Source organism: Kitasatospora nipponensis, from assembly GCF_039528135.1.
In the GTDB taxonomy this organism is placed as follows: Bacteria; Actinomycetota; Actinomycetes; order Streptomycetales; family Streptomycetaceae; genus Kitasatospora; species Kitasatospora nipponensis.
The window spans coordinates 1-16354 of record NZ_BAAALF010000098.1 but is presented as its reverse complement, the minus strand read 5'-3'; the positions used below and the strand labels follow the sequence as shown (position 1 = coordinate 16354).

11 protein-coding genes are annotated in these 16354 nt (G+C 72.9%); 2 read left to right on the top strand and 9 right to left on the bottom strand.

Annotated features, from left to right (window positions below; all coding sequences use genetic code 11):
* Nucleotides 1-41 precede the first annotated feature (41 nt).
* From ABD323_RS24380 to ABD323_RS24360, 5 genes are all read right to left on the bottom strand, one after another.
* Nucleotides 42-1130: a hypothetical protein gene (locus ABD323_RS24380; protein WP_344444063.1), complete on the bottom strand. Its 1089-nt coding sequence runs from the start codon at nt 1128-1130 to the stop codon at nt 42-44.
* Entirely contained in the window at nt 1127-2071 is a 945-nt protein-coding gene (locus tag ABD323_RS24375; RefSeq protein ID WP_344444062.1) for a hypothetical protein, read from the bottom strand. The genes ABD323_RS24380 and ABD323_RS24375 overlap by 4 nt, the downstream gene beginning before the upstream one ends.
* Entirely contained in the window at nt 2068-3048 is a 981-nt protein-coding gene (locus ABD323_RS24370; protein ID WP_344444061.1) for a hypothetical protein, read from the bottom strand. Before ABD323_RS24370 ends, ABD323_RS24375 begins: the two co-directional genes overlap by 4 nt.
* Before the next feature lie 58 nt (nt 3049-3106).
* Complete coding sequence (locus ABD323_RS24365; RefSeq protein ID WP_344444060.1) at nt 3107-4027, bottom strand: hypothetical protein; 921 nt, start codon at nt 4025-4027, stop codon at nt 3107-3109.
* Nucleotides 4028-4346: 319 nt separating this feature from the next.
* Complete coding sequence (locus ABD323_RS24360) at nt 4347-6452, bottom strand: phosphocholine-specific phospholipase C (RefSeq protein WP_344444059.1); 2106 nt, start codon at nt 6450-6452, stop codon at nt 4347-4349.
* A gap of 629 nt (nt 6453-7081) precedes the next feature.
* Here ABD323_RS24360 and ABD323_RS24355 point away from each other — a divergent pair.
* Nucleotides 7082-8968, top strand: coding sequence for an Ig domain-containing protein (locus ABD323_RS24355; RefSeq protein WP_344444058.1), 1887 nt, complete (start codon nt 7082-7084; stop codon nt 8966-8968).
* 149 nt (nt 8969-9117) lie between these two features.
* Nucleotides 9118-9579, top strand: a complete 462-nt coding sequence (locus ABD323_RS24350) for a hypothetical protein (RefSeq protein ID WP_344444057.1) — start codon at nt 9118-9120, stop codon at nt 9577-9579.
* 162 nt (nt 9580-9741) lie between these two features.
* On the opposite strand, the gene ABD323_RS24345 is transcribed toward ABD323_RS24350, so the two are convergent.
* The 4 genes from ABD323_RS24345 to ABD323_RS24330 form a co-directional block, all read right to left on the bottom strand.
* Nucleotides 9742-10629: an LLM class flavin-dependent oxidoreductase gene (locus ABD323_RS24345; protein ID WP_344444056.1), complete on the bottom strand. Its 888-nt coding sequence runs from the start codon at nt 10627-10629 to the stop codon at nt 9742-9744.
* Nucleotides 10630-10754: 125 nt separating this feature from the next.
* Nucleotides 10755-11288 (bottom strand): hypothetical protein, encoded by a 534-nt coding sequence (locus tag ABD323_RS24340; protein ID WP_344444054.1) that lies wholly within the window; start codon nt 11286-11288, stop codon nt 10755-10757.
* A 13-nt stretch (nt 11289-11301) separates the two neighbouring features.
* Complete coding sequence (locus tag ABD323_RS24335; protein WP_344444053.1) at nt 11302-15180, bottom strand: RHS repeat-associated core domain-containing protein; 3879 nt, start codon at nt 15178-15180, stop codon at nt 11302-11304.
* Nucleotides 15177-15872 (bottom strand): WXG100-like domain-containing protein, encoded by a 696-nt coding sequence (locus ABD323_RS24330; protein WP_344444052.1) that lies wholly within the window; start codon nt 15870-15872, stop codon nt 15177-15179. Before ABD323_RS24330 ends, ABD323_RS24335 begins: the two co-directional genes overlap by 4 nt.
* Nucleotides 15873-16354: the final 482 nt, after the last annotated feature.

Below are 16354 nucleotides of genomic sequence, written 5' to 3'. Positions count from 1 at the left end.
CCTAAGGGGTCGCCGGGGCTCTCGGCACGGGTGACGCGCGGTCAGCCCAGCAGGTCCGACTGCAGGCAGACCACCTGGCGGTACGCCTGGCTCGGCACGCCGTTGGAGTTGGTCATCAGCACGGTGACCACCACGTCGCCCTCGGCGAGGTAGGCGACCCGGCCGACCGGCTGCTGCGCCACCTTCTCGTCGGTACTGCGACTGTAGGCCGCGACGTCGTGGCTGAAGGTGAAGTCGTTGACCGCGGTGACCGGCTTGGCGATCGCCGTCGGGTTCCCGGCGGAGACCGCGTCGTCGTAGAAGCGGCGGCCCTCATCCTTCGAACCGAACCGCAGCAGCCAGATCTCGGTGCGGGTGCCGTCCTTGGCGGTCCACACCCGGGTGGTGGCCGCCCGGCAGGCGTCGGAGGTCAGCATCACCGGCATGTGGTCGGCGTCCTGGTAGAGCTTGGCGTAGTCGGCGCACGGGACCCAGGGGGCGGCCGGCGGGCCGACCGGGGCGGCGGCGGCCGACGCGGCGGCGGAGCCGGAGCCGGACGGCGCCGGGGCGGCGGCGGCCGGCGAGGCCGGGGCCTGCGGTCCGCCGGGCGGCACCGCGACGGAGCCGATCGAGGCCGACGCGCCGCCGGGCGCGGTGAGCGCCTCCCTGGGGGCGGGCAGGATCAGTTGGCGCAGGTCGGCGAAGTGGCGGTGCTCCGCGGCGGAGGCGGCCGGCGACGGCTGCCCGGCCGGGAGCTGGGGCAGCGTCAGCGCAGGGAAGGCGTAGCGGCCGTCGTTGGGCGTGGCCAGGCCGGGGATCCGGGTGCGCTCCGGCGTGGTCACCGCGAAGGCGGTGGCCATCGCGGTGGCCGCCAGCACCAGCACGGCCGTGCTCCAGCGGACCACCGAAGCGATCCGCGGGCGGCGGCGCGGCGGGCGGGTGACGGGGGGCACGGCCCAGGGGGTGGCCTGGGGGGCCGCCGGGGCGCCGGGCGCGGGCGGCAGCGTCCAGATGTCGGCGGACGCGGGAGCGGCGGGGGCGGCGGGGGCCGCGGGCGCCTCGGCGGGGACGGCGGGCGCCTCGGCGGGGACGGTCGGCTCCGCGGGGGCGGTCGGCTCGGACTGGTCGGTCTGGTCGGTCTGGTCGCTCATACGGACGCTCCGGGAAGTGCCAGCCGCTCCAGCTGCTGACGGAAGATGGACACGGCCTCGCTCTTCGGCAGCGGCGCGACCCCCTCGACGCGCATGGTCACCAGCAGGTCGCCCACCGCGCCCGAGCAGAGCATGACGTCGATCGGCTCCCCCGGATCCTCTGCCGGCAGGAAGCAGCGGGCGTCGGTGTGACCGGGCACCTCCGGCCCCTGCCGGTTCAGGCCGGAGTCGGCGCCCAGGGCCCCGGTGAAGGCGTTGAACGCCCGGACCGAGTTCTGGTTGAACTGCAGGAGCCGCAGCGTCACGACCATCTTCGCGTCGGCCGTGCGGTAGCTGCGGACACCGGCCGCCCTCATGCCCAGCGACCGGAGCTCGTCCTTGGTCGCGTTGCGCTGGTCCTTGGGCAGGTCGCTGGTCTCGTCGTCGATCTCGGCACTGAGCTGGGCGGCCGTCAGCGCGGTGTCGTTGCCGTCGAGGCCGTCGTCCGGACCGAGCCGGTAGCCGGCCGGCAGCGGCAGCAGCAGGTCGAGCAGCGAGCCGAAGTGCACGCCGTTCGAGGACGCGCCGTACGGCTGCGCCGTGCTGGGCGCGGCGGACGGCACGGCGGCGGGTGCGGGGGCGGCGACCGGGGCCGGGTCGCCGTACTTCACCTTGATGATGCCTACGCCGATCCCCACGCCGGCCAGCACGGCGGCCGCCACCGCGGCGGTGACGCGCAGCGCGCGGCGTGAGCGGGGGGCGGGCGCGGGTGCTGCCACGGGCGCGGGCACGGTCGCGAAGTCGGGCGCGGGTGCTGCCACGGGCGCGGGTGCCGGCGCGGGCGCGGGTGACGGCGCGGGCGCGGGTGCCGTCGCGGGCGCGGGTGACGGCGCGGGCGCGGGCACGGAGTCGGGCGCGGGCGCCGGGTCGGGTGCCGTCGCGTTGGTGTCGAGGTCGCTCATCCCAGTCGCTCCCACTGCTGCTTGGCGAGGTCACGGGCCTCGTCGGCGTTCACCGGGTTCGGGGAGTAGATCTCCACGCTCACCAGAACGTCACCTCGACGGGTCTTGGCTCCCCCGTAGTAGAACTTCAGATTGGTCTGCACGTACGTCCGTTGCTTCGGATCGGCCCAGTAGGAGCCCTGCATCCCGTCGGCGAAGGGGACCGACTGCGGGTTGCGGACGTGGGCTTGGTCCATGGCCTCGTAGGCCGAGCGGGCGTCCGCCGAGAAGTACTGGATCAGCTCGATGCGGTAGTCGATGTCGCCCTTGCGCCAGCCGGTCATCGCGGTGCGGCGCAGCCCGGCGTCGAGCAGGTCCTCGAACTCGGTGGCCGAGTCGCCGCGCTCCCGGGCCATCTCGCCGACGGTCTCCCAGCCTCCGGGGGTGGCACCGCTGGCGTTGCCGTCCTCGTCCTGGGCGTCGGCCGGCTTGGCGAGCAGCAGCTTGCGCAGGTCGCCGTCGATGGAGAGCGGCGCGGGCAGCGCGGCGGCCGCGGCCTGCGGGCTCAACGCGCCCGCCGGGTACTGCGGTTGGGCCACCGGCTGGAGCGGCGGCAGCGGGGTCGGCGGGCGCTGCGCCTGGATGGCGTACCCGATGCCGCCGCCGACCAGCGGGCCCAGCAGCAGGGCGGCGACCAGCAGCAGGAGGGTGCGCGAACCGCGCACCGGCCGCCGGTCGTCAACGGCTTCGGCCGCCGGCCACCCGTAGCCCGCGGGCGCGCCGAACGGCGGCGCCGCGAACGGCTGGGCGGGGAGGGGCTGGGCGGGGAGGGGCTGAGCCGGGAACGACGGTGCGCCGAAGGCCGGTTCGGCGACCGGCTCGACGGGGACCGGCGGCTCGACGGCGACCGGCTCGGCAGCGGCCGGCGCCTGCACCGGCGCTTCGTCGGCGGCCGGCGTCTCGGGCGCCGCCGGGGGCTGCGGGGGTTCGGAACTCACGGAGCGCTCCAGCGCGGGAGAAGGGGAGGTCGGGGGCGGACCGCTGACGTCCGCGGGCTCAGCCACCGGTGGCCAGCCGATCGCGCTGGCGCTTCATCGCGTCGGCGAGCAGCGCCTTGTCCGGGTCGCCCTTCACGTCGACGGTCACCTCGTACTCGACGTCGCCGACGTACGAGACCCCGATCAACTCACCCGTGAAGGCCTGCTGTTCGGGCTTGAAGACATAGCCCTTGGCCTCGCCGTCACCGGCCACGTCGACCGGATCGCCCTTGGAGAAGGTGGCGGCCTGGGCGAACTGCCGGGCGTCGTCGCGGGTGGCGAAGCGCATCAGCCGGGAGGTGACCTCCATCTGGCCGTCCGCCGTCCGGTACTGGCGGTCGGCGGCCTCCTTGTAGCTGTACGAGGCCAGGATGCCCGCGATGTCCGTGGACTTGCTGTACTCCTTGGCCAGGTCGTCCATGGTGAGGGCGGTCCCGTCCGGCGAACCGTAGGACTCGCCGCCGTCGGGGATCGGCACCAGGAAGTACCGCAGGTCACCGCCGTGGGTGCTGCCGCTCACCGTGCCGTGCACGGTGCTGCTCGGCGCGGGCGCCAGGGTGAGGCTGGGCAACGGGACCGGCGCCGCGCTGGTCGGCGCGGGCGACGGCGTCGCGGCGGCGGACGGCGAGGCGGTCGCGGTCGGGGTGGCCACCGCCGGGGCGGCGGCCGTGCGGACGTGGTCGGGCTTGCCGACCGCCACGGTCACGGTGGCGCTGGCCGCGGTGACGGCGAGCAGGCCGAGGGTGGCCAGCGTGACGGTCAGCGCGCGCGGCCGGCGCCGGGCGGGCTGCGGCGCGAACTCCGGTGCGAAGGGCAGTCCGGGCTGCGGCAGCTGGGGCTGCGGCCCGGGTGGCGGCAGCTGGGGCTGCGCCCCGGCCTGCGGCGCGAGCTCGGGTTCCGGCGCGGAGACGGGTTGGGGCGCGGGCACGGGTGCTGCCACGGCGTCAGGGGCGACGAGCGGCGGCGCGGGGTCGGCGGCAGGGTCGGGCGCGGACAAGGGACTCCCCCCAAGGAGCAGAGAACGAACCGCGCTCACGCGGCAGAGCCGACCTGACCCGCACCCCGGAAGCGGTCGACGGTGGTACGGCCAGTCAGCAGGAATTATGAGAGATCGTCGGCCGCCGCCTCAACGCGGCAATCCGTCACCACTCCGGCCATGCTTCACTAATCGGACACACCGTGATCGAACCGCAATGGGCCCCACCCCGGCCGCACGGGCCCCGGACCGCCCCAGCCCGGGATCGGTGGCCTGCGCCGCCTCAGGCCGGGGAGAGCGCCGGGTCGCTGGTGCTGGCCCGCCCGGTCTCCACGTGGCCGGTCAGCCGGCGCAGGAAGTCGGGGTCCTGCTCGGAGCCGACGGACAGGTCGTACCAGCCGTGGCTGCTCCCGAGCCGGGCGGTGTGCAGCACGGTGGCGCCGGCCCGCAGTCGGTAGGCCGCCGGCTCCCCGCCGTAGGCGTCCGTGACGGTCAGGCGCACCGTCGTGGTGCCGTTGTTGACCAGGCTCACCTGTAGCTGCCCGGCGTCCCCGCCGCCGCTGCCGTCGTGCCGGGCACTCAGTTCGGGCCCGGCACCGGCGGGCCCGCCGCGGAACTCGCGCAGGAAGCCGTTCGGACCGTGCACGGTGACCTGGTAGGCGCCCTGGCCGCCGGCGCCACCACTGCCGCCACCGGCGGTGTCGTCGCCGGTGCGCCAGGCGTCGGAGAGCTGCCGGCCCGCCTCCACCGTGTACGTCCACGGTCCGCCCGGCCGGGTCGCGGACGTCACCAGGAAGTGCGCGCCGGCCGTGCCGAGGTTGGTGAAGTCGATCCCCAGCCCGCCGTCCGCGCCGCCGTGCCCGTCGACGGCCAGGTCGTAGGGCAGCGGGCGGGCCGGACGCACCCCGCGCTCCTGCTGCGGCAGCGCGGGGTCGGCCGGCGGCTCCGGCCGGAAGTCGGGGTGGCGGTCGGCGCTCGGCGGCCGGTAGCCGCTGGTGTCGGGCAGCCGGGGCACCGCGGCGTCGGCCCGGCCGAAGTCGAAGGCCGCGGTCAGGTCCCCGCAGACCGCGCGCCGCCAGGGCGAGATGTTCGGCTCGTGCACCCCGAAGCGGCGCTCGATGAACTGCACGACCGAGGTGTGGTCGAAGGTCTGCGAGCAGACCGAGCCGCCCGTGCTCCACGGCGAGACCACCAGCATCGGGACCCGCTGGCCCAGGCCGTAGGGCCCCGCGGTGCGGGAGTCACCGGCGCCCGGGGCGAAGAGCTCCCCGGTGACGTCGACGGTGGAGCGGCCCTGGTCCGGCGAGGCCGGCGGGTAGGGCGGCACGAGGTGGTCGAAGAAGCCGTCGTTCTCGTCGTAGGTGAGGAACAGCGCGGTCCCGCCCCACACCGCGGGGTTCGAGGTCAGCGCGTCCAGGACCTGCGCGACGTACCAGGCGCCGTAGTTGGCAGGCCAGTTGGGGTGTTCGGTGAACGCCTCGGGAGCCACGATCCAGGAGACCTGCGGCAGCGTCCCGGCCTGCACGTCGGCCCTCAGCCGGTCGAAGAGGCCCTCGCCGGCCCGGACGTCGGTGCCGGTGCGCGCCCGGTCGTAGAGCGGGTCACCGGGCTCGGCGTCGCGGTACTGGCGGAAGTGCAGCAGCGAGTTGTCGCCGTAGTTGCCGCGGTACGCGTCCTCCAGCCAGCCCCAGTCACCCGCCGCGTCCAGCCCGTTGCCGACGTCCTGGTAGATCTTCCAGGAGACGCCGGCCCGCTCCAGGCGCTCCGGGTAGGTGGTCCAGGAGTAGCCGGCCGCCGCGTTGTCGAGCACCGGGCCGCCGCCGCTGCCGTCGTTGCCGGTGAAGCCGGACCACAGGTAGTAGCGGTTCGGGTCGGTGGGGCCGGTCAGCGAGCAGTGGTAGGCGTCGCAGATCGTGAACGCGTCGGCCAGCGCGTAGTGGAACGGGATGTCCTCGCGGGTGAGGTAGGCCATCGTGGCGGCGGACTTGGCCGGCACCCACTGGTCGTAGCGGCCCCCGTTGCGGGCCCGGTGGCCGCTGTTCCAGTCGTGCGGCAGGTCCGCCAGGAACCGCAGGCCGAGGTCGTCGGCCGCCGGGCGGAAGGGCAGCACGTCCTTCGTCCCGTCCCCCTGGTACCAGACCGGCTTCCCGCCGGGCAGCGTCACCGGCCGCGGGTCGCCGAAGCCGCGCACGCCGCGCAGGGTGCCGAAGTAGTGGTCGAACGAGCGGTTCTCCTGCATCAGCACGACGATGTGCTCGACGTCCCGCAGCGAGCCGGTGCGCCGGCCGGCCGGGAGCTCGGCGGCGCGGGCGATGCTGCCCGTCAGCGCGGCGACGGCCGCGGTGCCGCCGGCCAACCGCAGGAAGTGACGACGGTCGATGGCGTTCATGGCGGGCCTGCCTCCTGGGGGGATCCGGGCACGCGGACGGGTCAGCTGACGTCCTATCACCGCGCGGGCCGCGCGTGGTGGACCGCCACGACCCGCGCCGAACGGGCCCCTCCCGTGACCGGCGACCGGCCCCGGGCCGCCACACGCACCGACGCCGTTCCTTTCCGGACCGCCGCCCGCGGACGGCCCGAAACTCCCAAGAAACAGCAAAAAATAATTGGTCAATACCTCTTGAAAGCCGTTCAACAGAGCAGCCGAAATCAATACAGTTTATTGCTACGCGCGTTGCACAACCCTCAACCCACCGCCCCTGAGCTGGGCATACGTCAATCCTGGGAATTTCCTGCGTCAGCCCATTGACCGCCGATCAAGGTCTCTGCTTTGCTTCAGCCCGCAGACGGCGGACCAGCCCCACAAGATGACGAGTCGTCATTTTTCCTGGTCCGACACGGGGTTCGCTCGGGATTCTGCACGCGCTCGATCGCGCGGTCACTCCGACCGCCCGTGCCCTGCCGTCTGTCCCTGTCCAGGCAAGCGACGGTCCGTCGTGCCCACCGGCACGCGGACGGTCATTGAGAGAGGCTCCCTCACCCATGGGCGGTTCCCCCACAGTTCCCCGCAGGCGGCTGGTGGCAGTCACCGGCATCGCCTCGCTGGCCCTCGCGACCGCCGGCCTCGCCGCCGTCGCGGCCCCGGCCCAGGCCTCCACCGTCAACACCCCGGTCGTGTCGGGCCAGGCCCACCACGGCGCGGTGGCCAACTCGTCCGGCATCAGCAACGAGTTCAACCCCTACAGCCCCGCGCTGAACCGCAGCACGATCCCGGGCATGAAGCAGTACGCGGCCACCAAGCGCGACCGCCTCGCGAACCAGCTGCACGCGGCGGCCACCGGCCAGCAGACGCTGTCCTACGGCGGCGGTGTCGACGGCATCGGTGTCCAGAGCGGGCACTCCAAGGTCTACCTGGTGTTCTACGGCAGCCAGTGGGGCACCCAGAGCACCGACGCCAACGGCAACGCGAAGTTCTCCGGTGACTCGGCCGGCGCGGCCGGCGCCACCCAGCAGATGTTCAAGGGCATCGGCACCAACGGCGAGACCTGGTCGGCCGACCTCACCCAGTGGTGCGACGGCCCGAGCGTGGTCGCCGGCGCCACGAGCTGCCCGGCGAACGCGAACTTCGTCCCGTACCAGAGCGGCGGCGTGCTCTCCGGCGTCTGGTACGACAACGCGGCCGCCTCCCCCGCCTCGGCCACCGGTCACCAGCTCGGTGTGGAGGCCGTCAACGCGGCCGCCCACTTCGGCAACACCACGGCCGCCGCGAACCGCGACGCGTACTACATCATCCTGTCGCCGCACGGCACCAACCCGGACGACTACCAGAACCCGAGCACCGGGTACTGCGCCTGGCACGACTGGAACGGCGACACCACCCTGACCGGTGGGGCGGCGTCCTCCTCCTACGGCGACATCGCGTTCAGCAACCAGCCGTACAACATCGACCAGGGTGCCAACTGCGGCGTCGGCTTCGTCAACTCGCCCGGCACCCTCGACGGCTGGACGATGACGCTCGGCCACGAGTGGCACGAGATGATGTCCGACCAGAACCCGGCGGGCGGCTGGACCAACCACGTCTCCGGCAGCTCCTACAACGGCCAGGAGAACTCCGACGAGTGCGCCTGGCTCAAGCCCGGCACCACCGGCGGCGCGGCCAACGTCAGCTTCGGCTCCTTCGGCACCTACGCCGAGCAGGCCAGCTGGTCCAACGACACCAACTCCTGCGCGATCTCGCACGCGATCCTCACCCACGGCAACGCCGTCACGGTGACGAACCCGGGCAACCAGAGCAGCACCGTCAACACCGCGGTCTCGCTCCAGGCACAGGCCACCGACTCGGCCTCCGGCCAGACGCTCACCTACTCGGCCACCGGCCTGCCGGCCGGCCTGTCGATCAGCGCCAGCGGTCTGATCTCCGGCACCGTGACCACGGCGGGCACCTCCAGCACCACCGTCACCGCCAAGGACACCACCGGCGCCACCGGCTCGACCACCTTCACCTGGACGGTCAGCTCCGTGGTCACCGGCGGCGGCGTCACCAACGGCGGCTTCGAGACCGGCAGCCTGAGCGGCTGGACGGCCACCGGCACCACCAGCGCCACCGCCGCCGCCGCGCACAGCGGCAGCTACGGCGCGCTGATCGGCTCCGCCAACCCGACCGCCACCTCCTCGGCCAGCCAGACCTTCACCGCCCCGACCGGCAGCTCGAAGGTCACCTTCGCCTACGACGTCACCTGCAACGACACCGTGCAGTACGACTGGGCGACGGCGACCCTCAAGGACAACACCACCGGGACCACCGCGACCGTCCTCGCCAAGACCTGCACCCTGGGCGCCGGCTGGAAGACCGCGAGCGGCAGCATCACCCCCGGCCACAGCTACACCCTGACCCTGACCAACGTCGACGACAACTACCCGGGCGACGCGACCTACACCTACTACGACGACGTGACCGTCTCCTGACGTGACCGTCTCCTGACGTCACCCGCCTGACGGCATCGGGGTGGGCCTCTCCAGGTCCACCCCGATGTCGCTCTCCGGCACCGGCCGGGATCCGATCGGACCGCCACCACGTCCCATCCCCACCGGCCGCCGAGGAAATGGAGCCCCCCATGAAGTCCACCCCACTGCGGAGAGCCGTCGCCCTCGTCTGCGGCGCCCTGCTCGGGACCGCCGCCCTGACCGCCTGCGGCTCGCAGGTCACCGGCTCATCCGCCCCCGGCCCGGCCGTATCCGCGAGCCAGGCCGCGCCCGTCGTCCTGGACGAGCACGCCGACCACACCACGGTCCGGCTCGGCGTCGGCGCGACCGTCCGCGTCGAGCTGCACAGCACCTACTGGTCCCAGGCCACCAGCTCGGCACCGGGTCTCCTCGAACCCACCGCCGCCGCGCCCTCCCCCTCCACCGCGCCGACCTGCCGCCCCGGTGCCGGCTGCGGCACGGTCTCCGGTGCCTTCGTCGCCCGGGCCGCCGGCTCCGTCCAGCTGACCGCCCAGCGGAGCAGCTGCGGCGAGGCCAAGCCGTGCGCACCCGACCAGCAGACCTTCACGGTCACCGTCGAGATCTCCTCCTGACATCCCCTCACGGACCACGATCCGGTGCGCCCGCCCCCTCGGTCGCGGCCGGCCGCCATACGTCGCCGATCCCGGCGACGTATGGTCGTCCGCCCACGACCCGGTACCGCGGACCCCCGAGCGTCCGGGCCGTCCGCCCTCGCGACAGCGCCCCTCCATCCGTCAGCCGAGCTGGGCCAGACCCTCGGTCGCGATCCGCTCGAAGACGGCAAGGTCGTTCGCGAAGATCGACTCCGGAACCGGCCAGTGGATCACCAGCTCGGTGATGCCGAGCTCCCGGTAGGTACCGGCCCAGTCGACGAAGGCGCCCAGTGAGGTGAGCGGCTTCTCGGCGGTGGAGCCCTGGAGCAGGACCTTCTCCAGCTCGGCGACATCCCGCCCGTGCGCCTCGCAGGCGGTGGCCAGCTTCCCGAGCTGCGCTGCGATCACGTCCGGTGCCTGCGCGACCGGCACGTCGGCCGGACCGCGAGGGTCGCCGTACGTCACCCACCCCTGCCCGTGCTCCGCCGCCAGCCGCAGCCCGCGCGGCCCGGTCGCCGCGACGTAGAACGGCACGCGCGGCCGCTGCACGCAGCCGGGGATGTTCCGGGCCTCGACGGCCGAGTAGTACCGGCCCTCGCTGGTGGTGGCGGGCTCGGTCAGCAGCCGGTCCAACAGCGGCAGGAACTCGTCGAACCGGTCCGCCCGCTCCCGCGGCGTCCAGGCCTGCTGCCCCAGCGCCGTCGCGTCGAACCCGGCCCCGCCCACCCCGACCCCCACCGTCAGCCGCCCAGCGCTGACGTCGTCCAGCGAGACCAGCTCCTTCGCCAGCGTCACCGGGTGCCGGAAGTTCGGCGAGGTGACCAGCGTGCCCAGCCGGATCCGCTCGGTGGCCGTCGCCGCCGCCGTCAGCGTGGGAACCGCCCCGAACCACGCCTCCTCCCGGAAGCTGCGCCAGGAGAGGTGGTCGTAGGTGTAGGCGGCGTGGAACCCGAGGTCCTCGGCCCGCCGCCAGATCTTCTGACCCTCGCCCCACCGGTGGATGGGGAGGATCACGGTACTGAGTCGCATACGGATGACCATACGCGTCCACTCGGGCGCTCGCGTTGACGGGAAGTGGACGTCCTCGCGCCCTCCGACCTCGGTGGTCGACGGATCCCGGACCTCCACGGGTGGCGGTCACTGTGCTCCGGTGGTCACCGCAGTAGCTCGAAGGCGGGGTCCGGCCCGGGAAAGTCGTCCGGGAGGATGTGCGACCGGATCGCGCCGCTGAGGAGGCCGAGCAGGACGGTGGGCGAGTCACCGGTCAGGATCTCCTGATCGAACTGGCGTGCCGAGACCAGCACCGTCGGCCAGGCGTCGGGTTCACCGGTGGGCACCCAGAAGAACGAGTCGCCGTTGTGGGTGCTGGCCCAGTGGATCAGCTCCTCCGGGCGCCTGTCGTACTCCGCGAGCAGGGCCCGCAGCGCGGGCAGCTCTCGGCCGGCCAGGGCTGCCGACGATTCCGCGGTGCGGCGTCCGAGGTCCAGGTACCTGTTCGACCAGTCCAACGCGTAGACGACGACGAACTCGTCGAACTCGCCGGCTCCGTAGCGGGCGTTCAGAGCCAGGTGGCTCGGCGGCACCACCAAACCGGTGAGCGGAGTGCCGAGCGTGCCCGATGGCGGCTCGGGCACCGCTACCACGGCCGGCGGTGGGCAGAGCGCGACGAGTTGTTCGAGCGGGGTCATGATCCGGGCGACCTCAGAAGTTGTCGATTGTCTGGTCGAAGCTCCAGCCGAAGTCGTCGACTGCTTCGAGTCTGATGTGACTGGGCACGTCGCCCCCGTTGAGGTACAACGGTGTCGCGCTCATCGTGATCGTCCGCTGGGTGTCGCGGACGTGCTTGGCGATCGCATCCTCCGCCGTACTGTACTCACCGTTGTTCTTCCCGAGGTCCTGGGCGACGATGTTGCGCATGTCCCGTCCCTCGCCGCCGAACTGGCGCCCGATCAGGTGCCCGCGCGAATGCTGCCCCGAGACGAAGCCCGGTGGGGCCCACCGCGCACCACGACCCGGCTCGCTGCCGATCAGGCCGGCCTGCGCATCCGCGAGCGTCTGCGGTGACACCTCGGCGTAGGCCGGGCCGCGTTGGCCGTTCGGCCTGATGTCCGAGTAGAGCGGACCGTTGCCGCTCGCCTGGTGCGGTGACAGGCCGAGCGGGTCGCACCACCGGTGCGGATTGGGCACGTAGGAGTAGTGGTGGGCAGACCCCGCCAGTCCCAGGGGGTCGGGCGTGGCATAGCGGCCCGTCTCGGCGTCGTAGTACCGGTGCAGGTTGTAGCTGAGCCGGGTCTCCGGGTCGAAGTACTGGCCGGGGAACCGCAGGGGCGTGTAGGTCGTGTTGTCGCCGGGCCACGTGGTGTGACCCCAGACGGTGGACACGGCCCGCCACGCCACGCTTTCCGAGGCGGGGTCGATCAGCTCCGTCGGGGTGCCCTCCGGACCGGTGACCACCGCGAAGAACCGGCGGTCGACCCGGCCCGGCGCGGAGCCCTCGGGTCGGATGGCCTCCGTCTGGGTGATCGGGCGCATGCCGCGGTGGTCCCAGCTGAGGGTGTGCGGGCCCGGCAGGTAGGGGGCGCTGGTGGTCTGCTCGGCCAGTCGCGCGCCGTCCCAGGTGAAGTCGGTCTGCTCGACGACGGTCGTGCCGTCGTCGGCGAGGCGCTGCTTGGCGGTACGGCGACCGAACGGGTCGTACAGGTACCGCCAGCGGGTGCCGTCCGGGACGGTGACCTCGATCAGGCGGTCCTCCGCGTCCCAGGTGTACCGCCAGGTCTCGGGCTTCGCCGACAGCCGGGTCCGCTGCCGCAGGACGGTGCGGCCCGCGGTGTCGTACTCGTAGCGGACCCGGCCGGCACCGCTCACCCGACCACCGGCGTAGCGACGGGGCCCGACCGCTGCGTCGGCGGATCCGCCGGCGGGCCACCGCGCGTCGGTGAGGTTGCCGGCGGCGTCGTAGGCGTAGCTCTCGCTCCAGTCGGCACCCCGGGCCGCGGTGATCCGCCCGGCCGCATCCAGTTCGAACGTCCGGTCGCCACCGAGCTGGCGGTCGACGCCCACCAGGTGGTCGTCCGCCCGGTAGTGGAAGGCGCGCCGCTGCAACGTGGCGAACCGGCTCCGCACGGCCTGGCCGATCACCCGGTGGCGGTCGTCCCACTCGCTCGTCAGGGTCAGGCGGCCGTCCACCGTCCGTCGCGTCTCGCGGCCTGCGACGTCGTAGTGGAAGTCGAGGGAGCCCGCGGAGGTCGCCAGCCCGGTGGGGCGACCGGCTGCGTCGTACGTCCAGGTGCTGGCGTGGCCGGTCGGAGTGGCCCGCCGGACCCGCCGGCCGAGCAGGTCACGGTGGTGGCTCAGGGTGCGCCCGTTGACGGTCTCGGCAAGGACGTTGCCGACCGGGTCCACGGCTCGTACGACCTCGGCGTCAGGGCCCGCCGCACGGATCAGGTGTCCGGCCGGGTCGTAGCCGTAGCTGGTGACCCGTCCGGCCGAGTCCTTGCGACTGACCCGACCGAGCACGTCGTACTCGTAGCCGATCCGCTCGCCCAACGCGTTCGTCACGCTGGTGAGTTGCCCCGCGGCGTCGTACTGGTAGCCGACCGTCCGGCCGTCGAGGTCGCGCTCGGCGACCAGCCGTCCGGCGGGGTCGTAGTGGTACTGCCATTCCTGACCCAGGGCGTCGGTGACCGCCACCAGGCGCATGTGGGCGTCATGGGTGAAGGTCCTGCGGGCACCGTCCGGTCCGGTGCGGGCGGCAACGGTCTCGAAGTGCGTGTACTCGTACGTGGTGGCTCGGCCGACCTGGTCCGTGTGGGTGAGGAGGTTCCCCTCTCCGTCGTAGGTCCAGTTCTCGGTGGCGCCGTCCGCCAGCGCCCGGGACGTCAGACGCCCTTCCACGGTCCAGGTCAGTCGTCTGACGCCGCCCAGCGGGTCCGTGACGCGGACGTGGCGTCCGAAGGCGTCGAGTTGGTAGCGCGTGGTCGCGCCATTCGGGTCGGTCACCTCGGTCGGGAGCCCGGCGGCGTTGCAGCGAACGAGTGTCGTTCCACCCAACGCGTCGGTGATGGAGGCCAGGTGGCCGAGCCCGTCGTAGCCGTAGCGGGTGGTGGCGCCGAGCGGGTCGGTGAAGGAGGTACGGCGCCCGGCGTCGTCGTACGTCTGCTCCCAGCGGGCCCCGCCGGGTTCGGTGATGGTGGCGAGCAGGCCGAGCGTTCCGGTGTACTCGGCGGTGATCCGCTCGCCGTCAGGGCGGATCACGGATATCAGGTCGCCCGCACCGTCGTACTCGTGGCGCGTGGTGCGGCCCAGCGGGTCGGTTTCGGTGAGCAGGCGGTCGTATGCGTCGCGTTCGTAGCGGGTGGTGTGGCCGAGCGGGTCGATCCGGGCGACGACCTGGGCGTGCTCGTTGATGTGGTAGGTCGTCGTGTGGCCCAGTGCGTTGGTCTCGGTGTGCACCTTCACGCCGGTGTCCGGATCGAACGCGCCGTAGGTGAAGCGGAAGCGCAGCGAGCCGTCGGCGCCGCCCTCGTCGGTGACCCGGTCGCGGGCGTCGTACTGGTAGAGGTACTGGCTGTCGTTGCGGTCGGTCCAGGACAGGATGCGGCCGTTCGCGTCGTTGGCGAAGCGCATGGGTTTGCCGGAGGAGTTGTAGACGCTGGTGAGGTGGCCGTCGGTGTAGCCGTAGCGCAGGAGCAGCGCGTCGTGGCCGTCCTCGCCGGCACCGGCCAGGCGCAGAGCCGTGATGCGGTGGTTGTCGACGGTGACCAGCAGCCGGTACCCGCCGGAGTGAGTGATGGACCGTGGGACGCCGTGCTCGTCGTAGGCGAGGTCGTAGTGGCGGCCGAAACGGTCCCGGACCCGGGTCAGCAGTGCCTCGACGCCGCCCGCGGTGACGGTGAACTCGCGGGTCAGCCCGGTGGAGCGGTCGCACAGGGCGTAGCCACCCCTGGCCAGGCGCAGTTCGCGACGCGTTCCGGCACTCGCCTGGACGCCCTCGCCCGGTTCGGGATGCGGGTAGGCCTGGGTGCGGCGGTCGGCACCCACGTGCACCACGCCCTCGGCGTCGATCTCCAGGCGCTCGTCGAAGGTGCAGACCCAGCGGGGGCCCATCCAGCGGCCCGCCTGGTAACCGGACTCGAAGTTCCGGGTGAAGAGCAGCGGCAGCGAGCCGGGGAGGCAGGCGTCGACCTGGTCGATGAACATCCGGCCGGTCGCCATGTCGACGGGCTCGCCGCCCTCGCAGACCGCGTCGTCCGTGCGCCCCGCCTCCCGCGGGTTCGCGGCCTGCTTGCGGCCCGCACCCGCGCCGTCCGCGCCGCCCCCGCCCTTGCCGCCGGGGCCGCCTCCGCCGCCCTCGCCGGGCAGGTGCGGCTCGTGGGGTTCGTCGTTCCTGCCGTCCTGGAGGATCTTCTTCAGTGCGCCTTCGTGCTCGGCGTCGGTCTCGGCGGTGCGCTTCGCCACGGTCTTCAGCTTGGCGCCGGCGGAGTGGTAGAAGTCCTTGACGGTCTTGCCCGCGTCCTCGGCGAGCGCCTTGCCGAGCTTCCTGGCGCCGTCTTCCAGTGCCCTGACGATCTGGTTGCTCATGTGAAGTCCACCCCCGCCAACTTGCCGCGCAGTGCCTCCGCGTGCCCGGCCACCTCCTGCGCGTGCCCGTTCATGGTCTCCGCATGGTCCTCCAGCGCGGCCGGGTCGATCTTGAACCCGGTCCCGCCCGCGTCCGCACCGCCCGGGACGCCGAGGATCCCGGAGACCGCCGAGAACGCCAGCCCGTTGACGGCCTTGGCCACCACCGCCACCAGCGGCGTGATCGCCGCCTCGATCACCTGACCGATGACGTACTGCTCGAGCTGCTGCTCCAGGTAGTCGGTGATCTGCTCGGCACCCTCGACGATCAGCGCCATGCCCGCCTCGGCCAGGCCGAACGTGGCCACCGCCGCCGCCTGGTCGGCCGCGAAGGTCACGGCCAGCGCCACGAGTTCGCCGATCGCCTGCATCTTCATCGACACGATCACGCCGGCCGCCGCGTCCAGTGCTGTCGCCACCGTGTGGCAGGCATTGACCAGTTCGCTCATGTGACTGGACGACAGGTGCGCCCAGCTCGCCACCAGGGCCTCGTAGGAGGAGCCCTGGTAGTCGGCCGCCATCGCGTCGACCGTGCCGCTGGCCCCCTGGTGCGTCCGATCCACGCTGTCCGCGAATTCACGTATGTGTGAAGCGAGTTCGCGGACCTTGTCCTCATTGACGTTCGGCCAGTTCACCCCGATGAACTGGAGCATCGACACCACTTCGCCAGGCAGCTCGATCGCCACAGTGACCCCCGTCCACTCATCTGCGCGACCACACGACCGTAGTGCACGACCCCGACGAGAGAACGTCAGTTCCAGAGATCCTCCGCAGAACCGATACGTGCCGCCACCGCGTACCCCCAGCACCGTGACGGGCCGGTCCCCCGCCGACGCACCTGCTTCCGGGGCGGCCCCCCGCGGGTGTCCTCACAGGTCGAGCCGTCCGGTTCCTGGGTTCCCGCCCGTCGATGACCCGGCGCGCCGGCGCCGGCCGGTCGGTCGGTGGGGCCGCACAGGCGGCCGTGGCGGGTGGGGGCGGGGTCAGCCGGCGTTCTGGAGGGCGCCGGGGCCCTGGACGAAGGCGTCGGCGGCCGGGGCGTGGAAGGCGGCCGCCAGCCGGCAGAGTCGGTGGGTCTCGCTCTCGAAGTCGAACTCCTCGAAGCTGCTGGTGGCCGGCGGCGCGGTCGGCATCG